The sequence below is a fragment of the Streptomyces sp. TOM-9 genome, from assembly GCF_056858595.1.
On record NZ_JBXEQB010000001.1, the window covers coordinates 1,169,177 to 1,189,940 of the forward strand.

Here is a 20,764-nt window from a genome sequence, read left to right on the forward strand (position 1 = left end):
GACGACGAGAACGTGGGCACCACAGCGGACGGCGTCTTCGAACGGGCGGTGCGGGGCATCGGGTGGCTGGCGGCCACCGGGGCCCTGCTGGTCCTGGGCATCCTGGACGTGAGCCTGAACCAGGCCCATCCGTACACCGTCCTCCTGGCGATCGTGGTCGCGCTGGTGACGCCGCGGCTGGCCGCCGTCCCCTTGGGTACGGGCGCGCTGTGGCTGGGGGCGCTCGTGCTGCTGGCGACGCTCACCACTCCGCCGGCCGACTACAGCACCGTGCCGTTCGGGTTCACCGCCGCCGCCGTGACCATCCTGGTCATCGGGGTGACCGCATGGCGGGCCGAGCCCAGACGCGCCTCCTTCGCGGTCATGCTCCTGCTGGCGGGGCTGGTGCTCGAACCCCTGAAGTCCCACCAGCGCATCGCCCTGGCCCTGGCCCTGGCCCTGGCGCTCGGCGGCGTGATCGCCGCCGCGACGGGCCTGTCCGTACGGATGCTCCAGACCAACCGCCAGCGCCAGGTGACCGCCGCCCAGCTGGCCCAGCGGACGGGCATCGCGTCGGACCTCCACGACTACGTCGCCCATCACGTGACCGGCATGGTCGTGCTCGCCCAGGCCGCGCAGACCGTGGCGGCGAGCAAGCCGCAGGCCGTGCTTCCCGCCCTGGAACGCATCGAGGCGGCCGGCGACGAGGCCATGACGGCCATCCGCCGCATGGTCACCCTGCTGCGCGAGCCCGACGCCCAGGCCCGGCTGTCACCACCGGGCACGATCGCCGACATCGCCTCCCTCGCGGGACACTTCACCTCCGAGACCGGTCCTGACGTGAGGCTGCGCATCGAGGGCGACTTCGACGACATCGCCATCGACGTCCAGTCGGCGGTGCACCGGGTGGTCATGGAGGCCCTCACCAACGTGCGCAAGCACGCGGACGCGGTCCGCACCCTCGACATCCAGGTGCGCCGCCAGGACCGGCCCGACGTGGTGACCGTCGAGGTCACCAACGACGGCCGCAGCCGTGGCGGCCACCACCCCGACGGCGGCTACGGCCTGGCCGGCCTGCACGAGCGCGCCGCGGCACTCGGCGGTTCCCTGACCGCCGGCCCCCGGCTCCCGGAGGGCTGGAGCGTGCAGGCCCGGATCCCCACCGGGGGCGCACGATGACCATCCGTGTGCTGCTGGCGGACGACCAGGCCATGGTCCGCACCGGGTTCTCCCTCATCCTCGGCGCGGAGGACGACATCGAGGTCGTGGGAGAGGCGAAGGACGGCGTCCAGGCCCTGGAGATGGCCCGCACGCTCAACCCCGACGTCGTCCTGATGGACATCCGCATGCCGCGCATGGACGGCCTCCAGGCCCTCCGCGAACTCAACCGCCCCGGAGCCGGCGACACCCCCAGGATCGTGGTCGTCACCACCTTCGACGACGACGAGTACGTCTACCGGGCACTGGACAACGGAGCCTCCGGATTCCTCCTCAAGGACTCCGGCCCGGCGCTCCTGACCGAGGCGGTGCGCGCGGCGTACTCCGGGGAAGCCCTGGTCAGCCCCGCGATCACGATCCGGCTGCTGCGCGGCATCAAGCCGCCCCGACCCACCGCGCCGGAGGCCTCCGACCTGTCCTCCCGCGAGACGGACGTCGTCCGGCTGGTGGCCGAGGGCAAAACCAACGCGGAGATCGCGGCCGAACTCTTCGTGTCCCTGGGAACGGTCAAGACCCACCTGGGCAACGTCCAGACGAAGCTCTCCGCCCGCAACCGCGTCGAGATCGCCCTGTGGGCCTGGCGCACGGGCCTCGCCGGCGGGTAGGGCCCGACCGGGGTGGCGTGTGCTGCGGCGCCCCGCCGGTCTGCGCACCGCCGCGGTCGCAGTCCTGGTCGTCCGGCTCCGTGCACGACCGGTCGGGGCGAACGGTCATCCGCTCGGTGTTCGTTCAGAGCGGGGGCAGGCCGTCCTCATAGCCCTCGACCACGTAGTGCCGCAGTCGGCGTCAGACCGCCGCCAGGGCCTGTGTCGGGGGCAGGCGCGAGGCGCGCAGGGCGGGGTAGACGCCGGCGGCGGCGCCCACGGCGATCGCGCCGGCCATGCCGGTGGCGAGGGCGAGGGGCGGCAGGACGGGCGGCCAGGACTGGGAGATCGCGTATGCCGCGGTGCCGGCCGCTCCGAGCAGGGTGCCGCTGAGCCCGCCCAGCACGGACAGCATGACCGACTCCGTCAGGAACTGCCCCCGGATCTGGCGGCGGTTCGCGCCGAGGGCGCGGCGCAGACCGATCTCGCGGCGTCGTTCCAGGACGGAGACGAACATGGTGTTGGCCACGCCGATGCCGCCGACCAGGAGAGCGACACCCGCGAGACCCAGGAAGAGGGCGGAGAAGGCGTGCTCGGTGGCGCGCTTGGCGGCCAGGGCGTCCGAGGGCCGGCTGACCTGGACCAGTCCGGGCAGTTCGGGGTTGACGGAGTCGGGCAGGACCGCACGTACCGCCTCGATCCGCGACTCGCGTGCCTTCACGTAGACCACCGTGGGATGCCCGTCGAAGGCCAGGACGTCGCGCGCCGCGTCCCAGCCGACCAGGACGGAACTCTCCAGATCGGGGGTGAGCGGCATCGGATCGAGGATGCCGATCACCGTGAACCGGTGCTCGCCGATGGTCACCAGCGGCTCCCGTCCCTGGAGGACCCGGTCGATCCCGAGCCGCGACGCGGCGCGCGTGCCGAGGACGGCTGTCGGGAAGCGCTCGGTGGCCCGGCCGAGGAAGTGGCCCGCGCGTACGGTGCCGCCGACGGTGGTCAGCAGGTTGGTCCTGGCGGCGAGGACGGTGATCCCGATGGAGTCGTTGGGGTCGGACAGGTCGGAACGCCGCACGGTAGCGTGGGTGTTGGCGACGGCGGTGGCGCTGGTCACCGGGCCGATGCGGGCCGCCATCGCGTCCGCCGCTTCCGGCAGCCGGGCCTTCTGGTCGGCGTCGGGCTGGGGCTGGGCGCGCAGCATGTTGGTGCCGAGCGCGGACAGTTCCTCCATGAGCGCCCGCTGGCTGGACGCCGGGATGCCGGTGACGACGACGAGCGTGGCGATGCCGATGGCGATGCCCAGGGCGGACAGCGCGGCGCGGGTCCTGCGGGTGCGCAGGCCCAGCAGTCCCAGCCGCAGGACGTCGAGGGGGGACAGCCGGATCGGTCGGTTCATGCCGGGCTCCCGGCGGTCGTGCGGGTGGCGGTGTCCGAGGCGACGCGGCCGTCGCGCATCTCGATGCGGCGCGGCATGCGGGCGGCGATGTCGCGGTCGTGGGTGATGACGGCGATGGTGGTGCCTTCCTGGTTCAGTCGCGTGAGCAGGTCGAGGACGGCCTGGCCGTTGGCGCTGTCCAGGGCTCCGGTCGGTTCGTCCGCGAGGACGAGGGCGGGTTCGTTGACCAGTGCGCGGGCGATGGCGACCCGTTGGCGTTCGCCGCCGGACAGTTGCTGGGGCAGGTGGCGGGTGCGGTGCGCCAGGCCGACCCGGGCCAGCGCCTCCTCGGCGCGGGGGCGGCGCAGCCGGGACGGCACGCCGGCGTAGAGCAGGCCGGTGGCGACGTTCTCGGTCGCGTCGAGGCCGTCGGTGAGGTGGAAGTGCTGGAAGACGAAGCCCAGCAGCCGTGCGCGCAGCGCGGACAGCCGCCGGTCGGACAGGCCGGCGGCGGCGTGGCCGGCGATCTCGACCGTGCCGCTCGTGGGCTGGTCGAGGGTGCCCATGATGTGCAGCAGCGTGGACTTCCCGGAGCCGGAGGGGCCCACGATGGCCAGGAGTTCCCCCTCCTCGACGGTGAGGGTGACCCCGTCCAGGGCCGTGACATCGCCCGGGTAGGTCTTGGTCACCTCGTGCACGACGAGGGCGAGGGCGGGTTGCCCGGAGCTCATGAGGAGGTCACCACCGTCATGCCCTCGCTGACCCCCGTGCCGCGCACCTCGACCAGGCCGTCGGCGAACACGCCCGTCTCCACGGCGATCAGGGAGGAGTCGGGCCGCTGCAGTGCGTAACCGCCTTCGCTGAGTGCGAGGAGCGCGGTGACGGGGACGGCCAGGACGCCCTTGCGGTCGGTCGCGGTGAAGCGGACCTGGACGGAGGCGGAGTCCAGGGCCTTCACGTCCGTCGCCCGCTGGGGGGTGATGGTGACGGCGACCGTGGGCGGGCCGGTCTGGGCCGTCTGCTCCTCGCCGGAGCCGCCCTGGACGGCACGGGCGACGGTGGTGATCCTGCCGGGGATCTCGCGGCTGTCGGGCAGCGTGATCGTCACGCTCTGCCCGGTCCGGAGTGCGCCGACCTCGGTCGCGTCCACGCTGACCGCCACCGACTTCGCGGTGGTGGTGTACGTCAGCAGTTCCCCGGCGACCGGGTCTCCGAGGGCGGCGGTGACGGTGTTGACGCGCGCCCTGCCCGGCAGGACCAGCGCTTGGCCGGGCTTCAGGGTGCCGGTCGCCGTCTGGCCGGTGTCGTGCTGCCAGCGTCGGAGGGCGGCGCTGAGAGCGGGGGTGAACTCGGAGCCGCCGGTCGTGAGACGGGAGGGGCCGCGGTCGGTGGTGTACCCGATGTCGTAGCCGAGGGCCCGCAGGTTGTCCGCCAGCACCGTGACGTCGTGGCCGTGCAGCCCGGGCTTGTCCAGTGCGCGGAAGAAGGGGGTGTCGCCGAAGAAGACGGTGACGGGCCGGTCGTCCACCCAGTACAGGGGTTTGCCGCGCGCGGCTGTCGTGCCCGGGACAGGCAGTTTGGTGATCACTCCGGTGCCGTTGCCCTTGAGCGTCCGGAGCGGGCCGTAGCCGAGGGTGCCGGGCAGGGTCCGGTCGGTGGAGAGGTCGGTCCTGACGACCTTGACGGTGTGGAGCGGGATCGGGCGTTCCGGCGCGGTCTGCGGGCTGCCGTGCCGCGCGCTCCAGGCCGCGGTGGCCCCTCCCGCGCCACCGGCGGTCAGGAGGACGGCCAGGGCCACGGTGAGCCGGCGCCGGCGCCGTCTGGGGAGGCGGTGGTCAGCGGTCCTTGCCACCGAAGGCCTCCATCGTGCAGCTCTTGTCGACCTTGGTCTGCTCGGTCTCGCTCATCGTGGTCTGGCCGTCGTAGGTCCAGCCGGAGTTGTCGGGCAGCGCGACGACCTTGAGCCCGTGGGAGTTCAGGCACGTGACGTAGGCGCGGTAGTCGTCGTCGTAGTGCGGGTTCCTGTCGCGGTCCAGTTCGGGGGGCTGCAGGGGGAGTTTCCCGGCACAGGTCTTCTGCGCGGCCCGGGCGGTGGGGCTGTTGTCGTTCTGGTCGATCGAGTAGGGGCCACGGGAAAGGATCATCTTGTGCCCGTGGTCCTTCAGGCAGGTGGCGTACGCGTTCCAGTAGCGGTCGCGTTCGGCGTCGGAGCTGTCCAGGCGCAGTTGCGGACGGCCTTCCTCGGCGCTTCGTGAGGGCGCGGCACCGGACGCCGTGGCGGACGGCGAGCCCGTCGCCAGGGACGCGACGTCGCGCTTCCCGGACTCGGCGTCGGTGTGCCCGGCGGACCCGCCGCACCCCGCGAGGAGGGTGGCGCACGCGAGCGCGGCGGCCGCGCCGAGGCAGCGGTGAGGGAGACGTGAGTGGGTCATGCCGCTGGATCGTGGCCGACGAATGTCAGCATCCTGTCAGGAAGTGTTCGTGATCCGGTGGCCCCGGTACGGACGCCGCCCGGGGCGCCCGAATGCGCCACTTGGCCTACTTATACTCCCGGTCATGAGCGCCCACATATTGGTTGCCGAGGACGACGAGAAACAGGCGGAGCTGCTGCGGGTGTACCTCGAACACGAAGGGCACTCCGTGACCGTCGTCCACGACGGGCGCGCCGCTCTGGAGGAACTGCGCCGCAATCCCCCGCAGCTCCTCGTGCTGGACGTGATGATGCCGAGGGTCGACGGGCTGGACGTCTGCCGCATCCTGCGCCGCGAGTCCGACCTGCCGGTCCTGATGGTCACCGCCCGCTGCACCGAGGACGACCTGCTGCTCGGCCTCGACCTGGGCGCCGACGACTACATGGCCAAGCCGTACAGTCCGCGGGAGCTCACCGCCCGGGTGCGCACCCTGCTGCGCCGTGCCCGCCCCGCCGCGCCCCGCGTCCCCGAACCGGAACCCGAACCCGAACCCGATCCGGTGCTGACCGTCGCCGGTCTGAGCATCGACCCGTCCCGGCACCAGGTCACCTGCGACGGCGCCCCCGTGGACTGCACGCCCGGGGAGTTCCGGCTGCTGGAGACGCTCGCCGCCCAGCCGGGCCGGGTCTTCACCCGGGAGCAGATCCTCGGGCACCTGCACGGCACGGGGCGCTACTTCACCGTGCGGACGGTGGACACGCACGTCATGAACCTGCGCCGGAAGATCGAATCCGATCCCGCCCGGCCTGTGCGCCTGCTGACCGTCTACGGTGTCGGCTACGTCCTGTCCGACAGCGCGTGAACGCCCTCCACCGCAGCCTGGTCGTGCGGCTGCTCGCGCTGTCGGTCCTGATCTCCGTGTGCTCGATCGCGGCCACCGCCTGGCTCGCGGTCCGCACGACCGCCCGGGCGATCCGGCAGGAGCAGGGCCAGGCCATCTCCGACGACTCCCGGATCTACGAGGCGCTCGTGGCCAGGGCCGCCACGCACGCCGACTGGCAAGGTGTGCAGGCGCTGGTGGACCGCCTCGCCGGGGAGACGGGACACCGCGTCGTCCTCACCACCCAGGACCGCCGGCCGATCGCCGACTCCGACTCCGACTCCGACTCCGACTCCGACTCCGGCCGGAGGGCCCCGTTGCCCGACCGGGCGTCGGCGACGGTGGACGCGCTGTCCGTCGACGCCGGCATCTCGGGCTCACGTGGCAGCGACCGCATCGACTCCCGCGCGGTCGGCCCGTTCCGCCTGACACCGGCGGAGCGCACGGAACTGACCGCCCTCGCGCAACGCCGGGTCAACTGCTTCGACCGGATCCCGGGCATTCGCGCCACCATCGCCACGGCCCCCAACGGACGACCCCGCGTGGACGCGCCGGGCTACACCGGAAGCAGGTGCGCCAACGACGCCCTGGACCGCCCCACCCGTACCGAGGCCCGTGCGCTCGCCCAGCTCGACACCCTGGTCGGCACCTGTCTGAGCCGCCGCGGCAGCGGTCCGGTACGGCTCGCGCCGGACCTGACCTGGACGGGCACGGGAAGCCGTACCCCTGTGCACGATCAGCTGGTCCCCTCGTGCCTGGACAGCGCCCGCCGCGAGCAGCTCGCCTCGTACGTCGCCCCGGCCGCGCTCCTGTTCATCGGCTCCCCGGACCAGGCCGCCGCCGTCTCACCGTTCGACCTGTCCGCACCCAACCGCCTCCGCATGGCCGCGGTCGTCGGCAGCGTGCTGCTGCTCACCGTCGCCGTCACCGTCGGCCTGGGCCTCCGGCTGGTCAGGCCGCTGCGGGCCCTCACGACGGCCGCCCACCGCATGAAGGCGGGTGACCTCGCCGCTCGCGTCCAGGTGACCGGCAAGGACGAGATCGGCCGGCTCGCCGAGGTGTTCAACCAGATGTCCCGGCACCGCGCCGAGCTGGAACGGCTGCGCACCGAGATGGTCGGTGACATCGCCCATGAGCTCCGCACCCCGCTGAGCAACATCCGCGGCTGGCTCGAAGCCGCCGACGACGGCGTCGTCCCGGCCGACCGCGCCCTCGTCGGCTCGCTCCTCGAAGAGGCGTTGCTGCTCCAGCACGTCGTGGACGACCTCCGGGACCTCGCCGCCGCCGACGCCGGAGCGTTGCGGCTCCACAAGGTGCCGTGCGACGTCGCCGAACTCCTCCAGCAGGTCGTCACCGCCCACCGCGGACGCGCCGACCACGCCGGCGTCGGCCTCTGCGCCGAGGACGGCGTCGGCCTCGGCACCGTCGACGCCGACCCGGTCCGTCTCCGTCAGGCTGTGGCGAACCTCGTCTCCAACGCCGTCCGCCACACCCCGTCGGGCGGCACGGTCACGATCCGGGCGCACCGGGACGACGACACGGTCGTCATCGCCGTGGCCGACACCGGCGGCGGGATCCGGCCCGAGGATCTGCCCCGGGTCTTCGACCGCTTCTGGCGTGCCGAGAAGTCCCGCAACCGCGGTACGGGCGGCAGCGGTCTCGGTCTTGCCATCGTGCGCAACCTCGCGCACGCGCACGGGGGTTCCGTCACCGCCGAGAGCACCTACGGCGAGGGCTCGCTGTTCACCCTGCGTCTGCCGGCCGGAGGTGGGCGTCGGCGCTAGGCCGTGCGGGCCCGGTTGCCTCCGGACCGGGCGGAGCCGGACCGCGCCTTCACGTGCCGTTCGCCGCCAGGGCCTCGACACCCGCGCGCAGGAAGGTCATGGCCGCGACGACGTCGTCACGTGTCGGCGTGGGGCCGAGGGAGGAGCACAGCGCGGCCGCCGCGGCGGCCGTCATGCGGGCGTCCCTCTCGTCGGGAGGCGTGTCCATGTCCTCGACCAGGCGACGTGCCCCGGTCTCGACGATCTCGGCCATGCGCGCCTTGTGAGGGCCCAGGAGCTGGGGGTTGAGCGCGAGCATGCGCTCGGTGAGTGCGCTCAGTTCCTGCGGGTGGTCCAGTTCGCCGTACAGCCAGTGCTCGACGGCGTCGATGATGCTCCAGCCCGGTTCGCGCTCGCTGATGGCGGCGTGGAGTCGTGCTTCGAGCGCGTCGAGGTGGGCCAGCGCGAGGCTGAGTTTGGTGGGGAAGTACAGGGTGACCGTGCGCCGGGAGACCTCGGCCCTGTCGGCGATGTCGGTGATCGTGGCGGCCTCGTAGCCGCGTTCGGCGAAGAGTTCGTGGGCGGCGCGCAGGATCGCCTCCCGCTTCCTGTGCTTGTTGCGTTCCCTGAGCCCGTCCGCCGTCATGAGCCGGACTCTACCATCCGGGCAATTTTGCACTCGATGCAATCATGCCTACAGTGTAGGCATTCGGATGATCGGTACGGGAGGAAGCCGACCGCGGTCGCACGGGGGCTTCCCGGAGGAGTGGGCATGGATCGACCGCTGGTCGGCAGGATCGCCGTCGTCACCGGCGCGAGTCGCGGGGTGGGCAAGGGGATAGCGCTCGAACTGGGCGCCGCCGGTGCGACGGTCTACGTGACCGGGCGCAGCGTCACGGCCGGCCCGCTGCCCGGCACGGTGAGCGAGACCGCCGACGAGGTGACCGCGCTCGGCGGCAAGGGGGTGGCCCTCGTCTGCGACCACCGCAGTGACGAGCAGGTGGCGGACGTGTTCGCGCGGGTACGGGAGGAGTCCGGGCGGTTGGACCTGCTGGTGAACAACGTCTTCTCGTCGCCGGACCTCGGGGCGTGGCTCGGCAAGTCGTTCTGGGAGTTGCCACTCGCCGCGTGGGATCAAGTGCTGGACATCGGCACACGGTCGCACTACGTCGCGAGCGTCTGCGCGGCGCCGTTGCTGTTCGCGGCAGGACGGGGGCTGATCGTCAACATCTCGTCGGCAGGCGCACGCCAGTACTCCCACACCACCGCGTACGGCGTGGGCAAGGCCGCGCTCGACAAGATGACGGCGGACATGGCCGTCGAACTGCGCCCGCGGGAGGTCTCCGTGGTGTCGGTGTGGCCCGGCCTGGTCCGGACCGAGTTGGTCGACGCCGCCGCGCGCGCGGCCGGCCACGGCCGTAGCGAGATCGAGCTCCCGGGCGAGGGCAGGTTCGACGTGGGCGCGGCGGAGTCGCCGCGTTTCGTCGGGCGGGGCGTGGTGGCGCTGGCAGGCGACCCCGCGGTGGGGGACCGCTCGGGAGCCGCGGTGTCGACGAGCGACCTCGCACTCCACTACGGCTTCACCGACGTGGACGGTTCCATGCCGTCCGCCGTGCAGTAGTCCGTGCCACTTCGGCCCGGTCCGGTCGTGGCGTCAAGGTTCTATACAGCACCGCGCTTCACCTGATCGGATGGTGGAGCCGTTGCGGGTAATGCCCCGTGCACTGTCGTGGCGGTGCTTCGCCGAATGTGCGCAAGCGGAAAGTCAGTGGGGAAGGTTCGTCGTGCCCGGCATCGTCTAAGAGAACACCATCGCAGTCGTACCGTTTCGGCACGATCCACGCGAATCCCAACGTCGACGGTTTCGGCGACCGAATTGACCCTTGGCGGCCGGTCACATGCCGGTCGGCCGTCAGGAGTTGCAGGAGTTGACGCCTCTCCGGCCACGGCAGGGTCGGCTCAGCCGACGCCCGCCATCCCGCCCTCCCCAGGGGCCGGAGATCGTCGTGCCACCTGCACGGCAGAGGGCCCGCAACACCACTGCGGCGTTGCGGGCCCCTGATCGCGCACGCGCGACGTGCCGCAGCCGCGGTCGAGGGCGGCCACGGGTGCGAGCCCGCTCCCCCGTGCTCCGCGGCGCCTTCGCACAAGCCCCCCGACGTCCGGCGTCAATGTCGTGCCCGCCGGACGTCGGGGACCATGAAATGTCATCTGCGTGCCTCGTGGCAGAAATTACCGGCGGGGGTGGACAAATGACGCCCGCACGCTCCCGGCGGACTGACGGCGCGAAAGACCCAACCGGCCTGCCCCCGAAAAGGATTCACGCCACGTTCACAACTTCCGGGAATTCTCCCGGTGGCACTGTCTTCTTTGATTCCGTCCGCCGCGCTCTGCTAGCGTCACCAATCGTCCTCAGGTCGATTGCGAGCGAACGCCGGACGCGGTTCGGCGCCGACAGACGGCAGGCACACCTCCGCAGGGAGTCCGGAGTGCCTCGCAGAACGGCTCATGCCGTGTCAGTCAGCTCGCCCACAGGGCGACATGACCGTCTCAGACACACTCGGGAATAATTGATGACGACACAGAGAACGACTCGCCGGCGGCATGCCGAACGGCGTCGGCCGGTGCTGCTCGCGGCCGCGGCACTGGCGGTGGCCGGTGCGGTGGCGGTGCCGGTGGTGGCACAGGCGACGGGCGAGAACTCCCCCTCCACCTCCACGCGGCAGGCCGACTTCACGGCCGCGGCCGCGGAGTTCGACGTGCCGGAGCAGGTGCTGCTCGCGGTGGCGTACCAGGAGTCGGCGTGGGACGCGCATGCCGGGCAGCACAGCACGGATGGCGGCTACGGGCCGATGCATCTCACGGATGTCACGCCGTCGATGCTCTCCACCGGTGACGCCGGCATGGCCGGCCGGGCGGACGTGGCCGAACTGGCCGCGGACCCGGCGCTGCACACGCTCCAGGCCGCGGCGAAGCTCACCGGCCTGTCCGTGAAGGACCTGCGCGACGACGCGACGGCCAACATCCGTGGCGGGGCCGCCCTGCTGGCGTCGTACCAGGAGGCGACCGGCGGAAAGGCTTCGGCGGCTCCGGACGACTGGTACGGCGCGGTGGCCCGCTACAGCCAGTCCACGCAGCGGCAGGGCGCCCGGGCGTTCGCCGACCGGGTCTACGCCACGCTGAAGAAGGGCGTGAAGCGCACCACGGCCGACGGTCAGCGGGTGGCGCTGGCGGCCGGGCCGGGAGTGACCCCGGCCACCGGCCAGCTGGACCGCCTGCGCCTGACCGCGGCGGCGACGACCGACACCGAGTGCCCCACCACCGTGGACTGCACCTTCGTGCCGGCCGCCCCGTCCAACGGCCAGGTGTCCAACCGCCCGGCCAACGGGATCCGGATCGACTCGATCGTCATCCACGACACCGAGTCCTCGTACGAGTCGGCGATCGCCACGTTCCAGACGGCCGGCGGGAGTTCCGCGCACTACGTGATGCGGTCCGCCGACGGCGCGGTCACGCAGATGGTCCCCACGAAGGACCTGGCGTTCCACGCGGGCAACTACTCAACCAACATGCACTCCATCGGCATCGAGCACGAGGGCTACGCCGCGCACGGGGCGACCTGGTACACCGAGGCCCAGTACGAGGCCACGGCGGAGCTGGTGACGTATCTGGCCGAGCGCTTCGACATCCCGCTCGACCGGCAGCACGTCATCGGTCACGACAACGTTGTCGGCCCGACGTCGGCGACGGTGTCGGGCATGCACTGGGACCCGGGACCGTCCTGGGACTGGGAGCACTTCATGGCCCTGGTCGGCGCCCCGCTGACCGGCAGGCACGGTGTCGGCCAGGTCGGCAGCGTCGTCACCATCGCCCCCGGCTTCGCCGGTAACCGGCAGACCGTCCAGATCTGCCCGTCCGACGACCCGACCGGCGCCACCCCTGCCTGCACGGACGTCGAGCAGCCCGCCAACTTCGTCTACCTGCGCACCGCGCCGAACGACACCGCGCCGCTCTTCGGCGAGCAGTCCATCCACCCCGGCGCCGCCGGGACGAACCGGATCAACGACTGGGGCAGCACCGCCCAGGCCGGCCAGCAGTTCGTGGTCGCCGGCAAGCAGGGCGCCTGGACCGCGATCTGGTTCAGCGGCAGCAAGGTCTGGTTCCACAACCCGAAGGGCCGGAACACCGTCCCCGCCCACGGCGTGACCGTCGTCAAGAGCGGCAGGACCTCCGACACCCCGCCGGTAAAGGTCTACGGCTCCAGCTACCCGGACGCCGCGGAGTACCCGGCCGGGTACGGTGCCTCCACCCAGGCCCCGCTGAGCATGTACACCATCCCGTCCGGCCAGGCGTACGTCGCCACCGCGCCGCCGGCCCTGACCGACGACTACTTCAAGGCCGACGGCAAGGTCGTCTTCGGCGCCAAGAAGATGTACACCGTCCAGTACAACCACCGCACCGCGCTGGTCTACGAGGGCGACGTCACCGCCAAGCGCCCGGTCAACCCTCCCAGCCACGGCTGACGCACGGCACGGCACCGCATCCGTGGTGGTGTCCGGGGCATCCGCGCCCCGGGCACCACCACCCGCGCTCGTCGCACAGCCCGTCCGGGCCGTCGCCGTACGGGCGTCCGTCAGGCGAGGGCGAGGAACTCGAGCTGGAGGTTGTCGGGGTCGCGGAACACGACGGTCGAGTAGGCGAACGGCTCCGTCTCGTCCCTGATGGGTGTGTGCGCGATGCCCAGCTCGTCGAGCCAGGTCATCCAGGTCTCGAGGTCGGTGCGGGAGCCGACCTGGAACGAGATGTGGTCGAGACCGGTCCGGGATTCGAGGAAGCCCTCGTGCTGGTTGCCCGTGTTCTTGTGCAACCCGATCACCAGGCCGGAGTCGGGGGTGACCAGCAGCACCCCGTACCCCGTCGATTCCCGGTAGAGGTGGTTGAACTTGTAGTCGACGCGTTCGGCGCTGAACAGCCGCTGGTACCAGTCCAGACTGTCCTCCAGGTTGGACACGGTGAAGGAGAGGTGGTGGACCCCGGTGATCCTGGGGCCGGCGATGACCTGGGCCATGGCATACCTCCGGTAGCGAGTCTTCAGCCCGTCCGTTCCCCTATGGATCGATTCTCGGCGGGCGCCGCTTGGGGGTGCAAATCGTGCGGGATTCGGCGTGGACGGTCCGCGGCAACGCGCAAGGCCTTCTGAAAATGTGTGCCACGTCATGGAAGATCCGCGCCACGGACGTACCGGATCCATTCCGCGGAACGCGTGGCGAGTTGTTGAATTCCGAACCAGTAGTACACTTGAGCACGCACGCGTCAGTTGGCAAGGCATCGATCACTCGGCACCTCCGGCGGAGGATCCCGAAGCGATCGTGAGAGGGTGCAGGTGGAATACGAGCGATCGGCAGGCTTTGCGACCGCCATGCCGAGTCCCGACAGCACCATCGCCTACCGGGCCGGAATGCGCCTCACCGCCGCACAGGCGGAATCCTCCGAGCGGCATTTCCGTCACCGGGAACACAACCCTTTCGGAGAGCAGGGCCCTTTCTCGCACCTCACACGCCTCGCCGTCCCGCACTCCGCCGCTTCTCGCGGATTTCGCTTCGACGCACGTGGCCAGCTCATCGACGGACTGCTGTCCGCCCAGGTCTACGTCGATTCCCTGACAGGGATTTCCGGGAAGAACCTGCCCCAGGATCCGATCGTCGCCGACGTGGTGACCTCGGGCTGGATCGAGTTCCTGGCGGGCAAGAAAACGTACTACGTCAAGCCGGGACAGATCTGCATCCGCGACACGAAGGCCTCGTGGCGGTTCTCCTGCTCGTCGGCCACGAATGTGCACGTCATCTCCATTCCGCGCCACCTGGTGCTTCCGCACATCGCATCGGGGAAACGGCTGGGCCAGGCCTACGTCGCGGACACCGCCGCACCCGAGGTGCGGTTCCTCCTCAACTACCTCGAGGCGGTGCGGAGCAGCAGCCGGGAACTGGAGACGTCGGACACCGCACGGCGCATGGCGCGTGATGCCTGCGCGACCCTGTTCTCGGGCATCTTCTCGGAACGTCCCGGTTCGGCGCTCGACGACCACCCCCGGGCGATCGTGGCGGCCGCCAGGAACGTCATCGAAAGGCATCTCGAAAGCGGAGACCTGTCTCCGGCGATGGTCGCCCGGCACGTGGGAGTGTCCCTTCGGACGCTGCACCGGAGCTTCTCGGCCGCGGACGACTCCGTGATGGCCTGCGTCCGCAGGCGGCGTCTGCAGAAGGCCCACGACGAACTCGTGGACCCGGACACCACGGCCGGGATCGCCGAGATCGCGGCACGCTGGCGCTTCTCGGACACCAGTCACTTCATCCGGACCTTCAAGTCGGGCTACGGGGCCACTCCCGCCGCATACGTGCGGGATCGCCGAGCCGTCGGCGGTGGCGACGACCCGGGCCGCGGCATCCTGTAGGACACGGGCCCTGTCACCGCTCGAAGGTGCCGTACATGGTCGCCCGCGCGATCGCATGCGTGAACAGCTGGAACTCCATGAGGGCGGGGGCCGTCGCCTCGGACACGTCCAGCTTCTCCACGTCGACGGCATGCACCACGAGGAAGTAGCGGTCCGGGCCGTTCCCCGGAGGTGTCGCCGGACCGAGGTACCTGCGGTAGCCGGCGTCGTTGGGCAGCGTCACCGCGCCGCCCGGCAGCGCGCTTCCGTCTCCCGCCCCGGCCGGCAAGTCGGTCACGGAGGCGGGGAGGTTGGCCACGGCCCAGTGCCAGAAGCCCGAGGCGGTCGGCACGTCGGGGTCGAACATCGCGACCGTGAAACTACGGGTCCCCTCGGGGAAGCCGGACCAGCTCAGCTGCGGTGAGACGTCCGATCCGCCCGCCCCCAGGATGCCGCTCACGTGCTCGCGCGCCAGTTGCCCGCCGTCGGCCAGGGACTGCGAGGTCACCGAGAAGCCCGGGATCGGCGGCATGAAGTCGTAGGGGGCATAGGGCTTGATCATCACGGTCCCTCGCTTTCGGCTACGACGTGCCGCCCGCGCTCCCGCCGATCCAGACGGTCTTGACGTTCATGAACTCACGCATGCCCAGGTCCGACAGTTCGCGTCCGTACCCGCTGCGCTTCACGCCGCCGAAGGGGATCTCCGGGTAGCTGGTCGTGTTGCCGTTGATGAAGGCCATGCCCGACTGCACGTCACGTACGAACAGCGCCCGGTCCGCCTCGTCCTCGCTCCACAGGTTGGAACCCAGCCCGTACGGGTGGCCGTTGGCGATCCGGAGTGCCTCCTCCAGCGAGGACACCGTCCACACCTGCGCCACCGGGCCGAAGACCTCCTCGTGGAACATCTTCATGTCGGGAGTGATGTCGGTGAGCACCGTGGGAGGGTAGAACCAGCCGGGCCGGTCCGGTCGTTCCCCGCCCACCAGCACCGTCGCCCCCTTGCTCACGGCATCGTCCACGTAGGCCTCCACGTCACGGCGGCCGGACTCGGTGGCCAGCGGGCCGACGTCGGTCCCGTCGTCCATCGGGTCCCCCACGACCAGCGCGCCCATCTTCGCGACGAACATCCCGATGAAGGCCTCGGCGATGTCCGCGTGGACGAAGAACCGCTTGCCGTTGATGCACGACTGCCCGTTGTTGAGGCACCGTGCCCTGACCGCGGCGTCGGTGGCCCGCTCCAGGTCCGTGGACGGCATCACGATGAAGGGGTCGGAACCGCCGAGTTCGAGGACCACCTTCTTGATCTCGTCCCCGGCGATGGCGGCCACCGACCGTCCCGCGGGTTCGCTGCCGGTGAGCGTCGCGGCCGCCAGGCGCTCGTCCCGCAGCACCTGCTCGACCCGTCCGGAGGAGATCAGCAGGGTCTGGAACACGTCGTCCGGGAAGCCCGCGTCACGGAACAGCCGCTCCATGTAGAGAGCGGTCCGGGGCACGTTGGAGGCGTGCTTGAGCAGGCCCACGTTGCCCGCCATCAACGCGGGCGCGGCGAACCGCATCGCCTGCCACAGCGGGAAGTTCCACGGCATCACCGCCAGGACCACACCGAGCGGCTGGTAGGTGACGTACGTCTGCCGCGCGCCGACGCTCGGGCCGTCACCGGTCCGGTCCCGCAGGAACGCGGGTGCCTCGGCGGCGTAGAAGCGCAGCCCGCGCACGCACTTGACCACTTCCTCCCGGGCGGACCGGAGCGTCTTGCCCATCTCCGTGGTGAGCAGCCGGGCGACGGCGTCGGCCTCCTTCTCCAGGTGGTCGGCGGCCTGTTCGACCCATCCCGCTCGCTGCTCCGGTGTCGTCAGGCGGTACGACGCGGCCGCGGCGGCCGCCCGGGCCAGTTTGTCCTCGAGTTCCCCGGGGGTGAGTTCGTCGAACCGCTCGAGGACCTCGCCGGTCACGGGGCTGATCGTTGCGATGGCCATGCTTCCACGCTAGGACCGGCCAATCCGACCGGCAATTCAGGCCGGCCCTCGAGGCATCCGGCGTCGCGGGGACGTCAGCGCCACGGGGAGGTCGTCGTACCGGCCGCCGTGCGCGGCGAGCGGGCAGCGCCGATCGCGCGCCGCAGACTGGCCAGCCAGATGGCGGCGTCCACGGCGTAGTACAGCAGCGGGTCGGGGGCCCGGCCGGGCGACGCGAGGCAGACGTCGTGGATCACGGTGGTGTCGGCCGGGGCGTCGTCGGTGGTGCCGTCCACGGGGGCGGCCTGCTCCTCGCCCGAGCGCAGTGCGTGGCTGAACGGCAGCGTGGACAGCCGGAGCCTGTGGGCGGCGTCGCGTAGGTGCGTGGCACTCCGCGGCCAGGCGGACAGCGCGCCCGGCGGGCAGTTGTCCAGCAGGACCTGCCCCATCGTGATGACCCGGTTGCCCACCAGCATGATCACCTGGAAGTCGGTGTCGGAGGACGCCCCCGCGCGCCGCGGGGGGTGTCGTTCGGTGGCGTACTCGGCGTAGCTCGCCTCCGCGATCCGCTGCGCGAGCCTCGCCCTGGGCAGGGCGTCGGTGACTCGCACGCCCTCGGTGATGGTGCCGGTCACGTCCGTGACCGCGCGGGTGCCCTCGTCCAGCACGCGCGCGCAGGCCCTCCGCAGTTCCCCGGTGCCGCCGTGAGGCCACGCGAGCAGTCCGACCACCGCGCCGATCAGCGCCCCGGCCAGCACGTCCAGCACCCGGGCTGCCGCCAGCTCGGGCCCGCTGGGGGCCACCTGCGCGAAGGCCGCCGCCACGGTGAGGGTGAAGAACGCCTGCCCCCATCCCGGACCCAGCACCGTGCCCGACGCGAACGCCAGCAGCATGCAGGGCGGCAGCAGCACGGCGTAGACGGCCGGCGCGTCCGCGGCGAAGTGCAGGATCAGCGCCGCGACGACCGCCCCCGCGAGGGTCCCGCGCAGCGCGGGCCGCAGAGCGGTACGGGTGTCGGCGGCACTCGTCCGCATCACGGTCAGTGTCGTCAGCAGCGCCCAGAAACCGTGCGCCAAGCCCAGCTGGCCCACGACCAAGCGCGCCGCCGCAAGGGCCACCGCGATGCGCACCGCGTTCTGGAAGCACACCGACCGCGGGGTGAGATGGGCCAGCACCCGCCGGTAGTACAACTCCGCCGTCGACCGGCCCGCGTACCAGAACGCGCCACGCACCTCCGGCGACGCGGTCCCGGCGGGTACCGGGGCGCCCATCGCGATCCGGGTCGCCGCCACCACCAGGTCCGCCGTGTGCGTGATGTCGAGGGCGATCGCGCCGTTCCGCACCATCGTCGCCGAGTCCGTGCCCGCCTCGCGCGGTTGGCCGCGATGCGACTCGAATGCCCGCACCGCGTCCCCGCACAGGGCCGGCATCGGCGGCGGCGCCTTCCCCGTCAGGGCCCGCGCCACGTCCTCACACACACGTGGCGGCGGACGCCAGCAGCAGCCCCTTCGCGACGGGTTCGCCCAGCGCCGCCCCCTCGGCCGCCGACTCCTCCAGCTGCCGTGCCTGCGCCAGCAGATGCCGCATGTGCCCGGCGCCCTCGGACAGCGCCCGGTCCCGCGCCGACGCCGACACCGGACGCTCGTCGGCGGGTACGTGACTCATGCGCAGCGCCTGCGACACCTCCAGCAGCAGCGCCGGGTCGCAGCGCCGCGGCGGATCCGCCGCCAAGCCGTACAGGGCATCGGCGGCCACCTGCGCCGCCCGCGCCAGCCGGTCGTGGTAGCGGCCAGGACGCGCCGCCGGCCACAGCCACAGCTCGGCCGCCGCCATCAGGACCATCCCGGCGACCAGGCCCGTGAGCCGCAACCCCAACGTCGAGGGCGCGTACGGCGGGAAGCACGGCAGGATGTAGAACAGCTGCAGCCCGTTGGCCAGCCCGACGAACTTCGGCCCGCCGACCCCGCTGTACGTCACGAGGAAGCCCACCACGAGCATCCCCAGCGCCGCCGCCCATCCGTACACCGCCAGCCATGTGCCGAGCGTCACCAGCGCCATCGCGAGCGGCAGCACCGCCAGCAGCGTCACCGCCCGCTGACGCGGCGTCCCCGGCACGGAGGACAACCCACCCGACGCGACGGCACCGAAGAGGGCGTAGATCGCGACCGTCCGGTCGCCCAGCCCGTACCGCGCGGCATAGAACCCCGCGCACGCGACCACCGTGACGCGTGCCGCCCGACGCACCGCGGCCGACCCGGGATCCCGGGCCCGCAGCCACTCCGTCCAGCGCCGCACTCCCACCGGTCAACCGTAGGCCCCGGTGGGTGGCCGGGCGACCGCGCGCCTGCTCAGCGGACGTCGAACGTCCCTCCGGCGCCGGCGACGGCGACGCTCAGCGGCACGGGCCCGCTCCGGCTCGCCGGTGCCGCCGTGCGACCACGCATCCGGCGTGGCACTCCCGTCCACCCACCGTAGGTCCCGGCCGGGCAGCGGGCCACCGAGCGAACGGGCGGTGCCGCGGTGCCGCCGCTCCCGCCCGGAGGGCGTGAAGTGGCACGCACATTCAACCGAGTTGCGGTCAGCGACCGGACGGCGACGGATCGCACTCCCCCACCGTCGGCTCCGGATGCGCGGCGACGGCAGGCGCAGGACCCTGGAGATGTCCGAAGCGGAGCGGCGGCCACCTTGACCGGCGCAGCATTCCGAGATCGTCACGCTGCACCGGCACGTAGTGCTGCCCGCCGGCGAAAGCGAGGCACCCCCATGCAGATGCAAGCAGCTCGGATGCACGGATACAAAGAGCCCCTGCGAATCGAAGACGTCCCCATGCCCGACCCGGCGCCGGACGAGATCCTGCTGAAGGTCGCCGCGACCGGCATGTGCCGCAGCGACTACCAGCTCCTCAACGGCTACTTCGAAGTCCCGTTCCCCGTGGACCTCCCCTACATCCCCGGCCACGAGGTCACGGGCCGGGTGGCGGGGATGGGCAGCGCCGTACCGCAGTCGGTGGGGTACTCCGAGGGCGACATGGTCGTGGTCAACCCCAGCTGGGGCGACGGCACATGCCGCCAGTGCCGGGAGGGCAACGAACAGCTGTGCAGCGGCAACGGCAGGTGGGTGGGGTTCGGACCTCCCGGAGGCTTCGCCGAGTACATGGCCGTGGAGTGCCGCCACGCGATCCCCGTCTCGGAGAACGCGGCGAAGACGCCCGAGGTCCTCGCCCCGATGACCGACGCGGGCATGACCCCGTACCGCGGGATGCGCAAGCTCCGGGACACCGGCAAGCTCGGCCCCGGCCGTACCGTCGCCGTCACGGGCATCGGAGGCCTGGGCAGCTACGCCGTCCAGTACGCGAAGCTGCTCGGCGGCGGAGCGACCGTGGTGGCCCTCGCCCGCAAGGACGGCAAGCTGGACGTGGCGAAGGAGAACGGCGCCGACTACGGGATCAACGTCCGCGACAAGTCCACCGAGGCCATCCAGGACGAGCTGGAACAGCTCACCGGCCGCAGGACGATCGACGCCATCCTGGACTGCGTCGGCAGCAACGCGTCCATCTCCATGGGGTTCGACCTGCTGGGCCCCGAAGGGGTGCTGGCGGCCGTCGGCCTCATGAGCCACCACGTCGAGCACAAGCAGTTCCCCTTCGTGGGTACGGAACTGACCTACATGGGCTCCTTCTGGGGCAACCACCTGGACCTGGTCGAGGTGCTCTCCCTCGCCGAAGCCGGCCTCGTCAAGCACAACGTCACCAAGGTCAGGCTCGAGGACATCAACGACAACCTGGAGGCCCTCGGGCACGGCGACGTCATCGGGCGCCAGGTCATCGTCTTCGAATGAAGCCCGCGCGCCCGCGCGGTAGGGAGGCCGGCCCGCCGACGGGACAGCTCACGTGCGCGCCGCCCGCCTGTGTCAGGTGGGCGGCGCGCACGCTTGCGCCATCTCAGACCGGGGCCGCGGACCTGGAGGTGTCCGCTACCGCCGTCCGCCGACTGGTGCCGGCGTGCAACGGGCTGGCCCGGCCCGTCGAAGGCCGGCGCGCGCACCGCGGTGGCGCACCACTCGTCGAACCAACTGCATTGGCCTTCCCGGGCTGATCCGTTCGGCGGTGGCCTCCACCTCGCCGAAGTCGGCACCCGCGTAGGCGATATGGCCCGGCGAACGAAGTGTGG

18 protein-coding genes are annotated in these 20,764 nt (G+C 71.6%); 8 read left to right on the forward strand and 10 right to left on the reverse strand.

Annotated elements, in window-relative coordinates; all coding sequences use genetic code 11:
• Positions 1-12 precede the first annotated feature (12 nt).
• Positions 13-1,158, forward strand: a complete 1,146-nt coding sequence (locus tag AC1VWI_RS05545; RefSeq protein ID WP_499509792.1) for a sensor histidine kinase — start codon at positions 13-15, stop codon at positions 1,156-1,158.
• On the forward strand, positions 1,155-1,802 hold the full coding sequence (locus tag AC1VWI_RS05550) for a response regulator (protein ID WP_499509793.1): 648 nt from the start codon (positions 1,155-1,157) through the stop codon (positions 1,800-1,802). The genes AC1VWI_RS05545 and AC1VWI_RS05550 overlap by 4 nt, the downstream gene beginning before the upstream one ends.
• Positions 1,803-1,983: 181 nt before the next feature.
• Here AC1VWI_RS05550 and AC1VWI_RS05555 read toward each other — a convergent pair whose 3' ends face one another.
• The 4 genes from AC1VWI_RS05555 to AC1VWI_RS05570 are packed head-to-tail and all read right to left on the reverse strand — an operon-like array spanning position 1,984 to position 5,588.
• The gene (locus AC1VWI_RS05555; protein ID WP_499509794.1) at positions 1,984-3,177 is read right to left on the reverse strand and encodes an ABC transporter permease; all 1,194 of its coding nucleotides are present in this window, start codon (positions 3,175-3,177) and stop codon (positions 1,984-1,986) included.
• Entirely contained in the window at positions 3,174-3,887 is a 714-nt protein-coding gene (locus tag AC1VWI_RS05560) for an ABC transporter ATP-binding protein (protein WP_499509795.1), read from the reverse strand. Before AC1VWI_RS05560 ends, AC1VWI_RS05555 begins: the two co-directional genes overlap by 4 nt.
• On the reverse strand, positions 3,884-5,008 hold the full coding sequence (locus AC1VWI_RS05565; protein WP_499509796.1) for an efflux RND transporter periplasmic adaptor subunit: 1,125 nt from the start codon (positions 5,006-5,008) through the stop codon (positions 3,884-3,886). The genes AC1VWI_RS05560 and AC1VWI_RS05565 overlap by 4 nt, the downstream gene beginning before the upstream one ends.
• Complete coding sequence (locus tag AC1VWI_RS05570) at positions 4,992-5,588, reverse strand: hypothetical protein (protein ID WP_499509797.1); 597 nt, start codon at positions 5,586-5,588, stop codon at positions 4,992-4,994. The genes AC1VWI_RS05565 and AC1VWI_RS05570 overlap by 17 nt, the downstream gene beginning before the upstream one ends.
• Before the next feature lie 124 nt (positions 5,589-5,712).
• Between AC1VWI_RS05570 and AC1VWI_RS05575 the strand changes: the two genes are divergently transcribed.
• A complete protein-coding gene (locus AC1VWI_RS05575; RefSeq protein ID WP_499509798.1) occupies positions 5,713-6,429 on the forward strand; it encodes a response regulator transcription factor in 717 nt (238 codons plus the stop codon).
• Entirely contained in the window at positions 6,426-8,231 is a 1,806-nt protein-coding gene (locus AC1VWI_RS05580) for a sensor histidine kinase (protein WP_499509799.1), read from the forward strand. The genes AC1VWI_RS05575 and AC1VWI_RS05580 overlap by 4 nt, the downstream gene beginning before the upstream one ends.
• Positions 8,232-8,280: 49 nt before the next feature.
• Here AC1VWI_RS05580 and AC1VWI_RS05585 read toward each other — a convergent pair whose 3' ends face one another.
• A complete protein-coding gene (locus tag AC1VWI_RS05585) occupies positions 8,281-8,856 on the reverse strand; it encodes a TetR/AcrR family transcriptional regulator (RefSeq protein ID WP_499509800.1) in 576 nt (191 codons plus the stop codon).
• A 126-nt stretch (positions 8,857-8,982) separates the two neighbouring features.
• On the opposite strand from AC1VWI_RS05585, the gene AC1VWI_RS05590 reads away from it, so the two are divergent.
• Positions 8,983-9,831, forward strand: coding sequence for an SDR family NAD(P)-dependent oxidoreductase (locus tag AC1VWI_RS05590; protein ID WP_499509801.1), 849 nt, complete (start codon positions 8,983-8,985; stop codon positions 9,829-9,831).
• A 952-nt stretch (positions 9,832-10,783) separates the two neighbouring features.
• On the forward strand, positions 10,784-12,733 hold the full coding sequence (locus tag AC1VWI_RS05595) for an N-acetylmuramoyl-L-alanine amidase (protein WP_499509802.1): 1,950 nt from the start codon (positions 10,784-10,786) through the stop codon (positions 12,731-12,733).
• 110 nt (positions 12,734-12,843) lie between these two features.
• Here the strand turns inward: AC1VWI_RS05595 and AC1VWI_RS05600 are convergent, their stop codons facing one another.
• On the reverse strand, positions 12,844-13,278 hold the full coding sequence (locus AC1VWI_RS05600; protein WP_499509803.1) for a VOC family protein: 435 nt from the start codon (positions 13,276-13,278) through the stop codon (positions 12,844-12,846).
• Positions 13,279-13,527: 249 nt separating this feature from the next.
• On the opposite strand from AC1VWI_RS05600, the gene AC1VWI_RS05605 reads away from it, so the two are divergent.
• Positions 13,528-14,661, forward strand: a complete 1,134-nt coding sequence (locus tag AC1VWI_RS05605) for a helix-turn-helix transcriptional regulator (RefSeq protein WP_499509804.1) — start codon at positions 13,528-13,530, stop codon at positions 14,659-14,661.
• 13 nt (positions 14,662-14,674) lie between these two features.
• Here the strand turns inward: AC1VWI_RS05605 and AC1VWI_RS05610 are convergent, their stop codons facing one another.
• The 4 genes from AC1VWI_RS05610 to AC1VWI_RS05625 form a co-directional block, all read right to left on the reverse strand.
• On the reverse strand, positions 14,675-15,202 hold the full coding sequence (locus AC1VWI_RS05610; protein ID WP_499509805.1) for a YbhB/YbcL family Raf kinase inhibitor-like protein: 528 nt from the start codon (positions 15,200-15,202) through the stop codon (positions 14,675-14,677).
• Between the two features lie 19 nt (positions 15,203-15,221).
• Positions 15,222-16,616 (reverse strand): NADP-dependent succinic semialdehyde dehydrogenase, encoded by a 1,395-nt coding sequence (locus AC1VWI_RS05615; RefSeq protein WP_499509806.1) that lies wholly within the window; start codon positions 16,614-16,616, stop codon positions 15,222-15,224.
• Positions 16,617-16,690: 74 nt separating this feature from the next.
• On the reverse strand, positions 16,691-18,025 hold the full coding sequence (locus tag AC1VWI_RS05620) for an FUSC family protein (protein WP_499509807.1): 1,335 nt from the start codon (positions 18,023-18,025) through the stop codon (positions 16,691-16,693).
• A gap of 40 nt (positions 18,026-18,065) precedes the next feature.
• Positions 18,066-18,896: a hypothetical protein gene (locus AC1VWI_RS05625; protein WP_499509808.1), complete on the reverse strand. Its 831-nt coding sequence runs from the start codon at positions 18,894-18,896 to the stop codon at positions 18,066-18,068.
• A 525-nt stretch (positions 18,897-19,421) separates the two neighbouring features.
• Here AC1VWI_RS05625 and AC1VWI_RS05630 point away from each other — a divergent pair.
• A complete protein-coding gene (locus AC1VWI_RS05630; protein WP_499509809.1) occupies positions 19,422-20,432 on the forward strand; it encodes an NAD(P)-dependent alcohol dehydrogenase in 1,011 nt (336 codons plus the stop codon).
• The last annotated feature ends 332 nt before the right edge of the window (positions 20,433-20,764 follow it).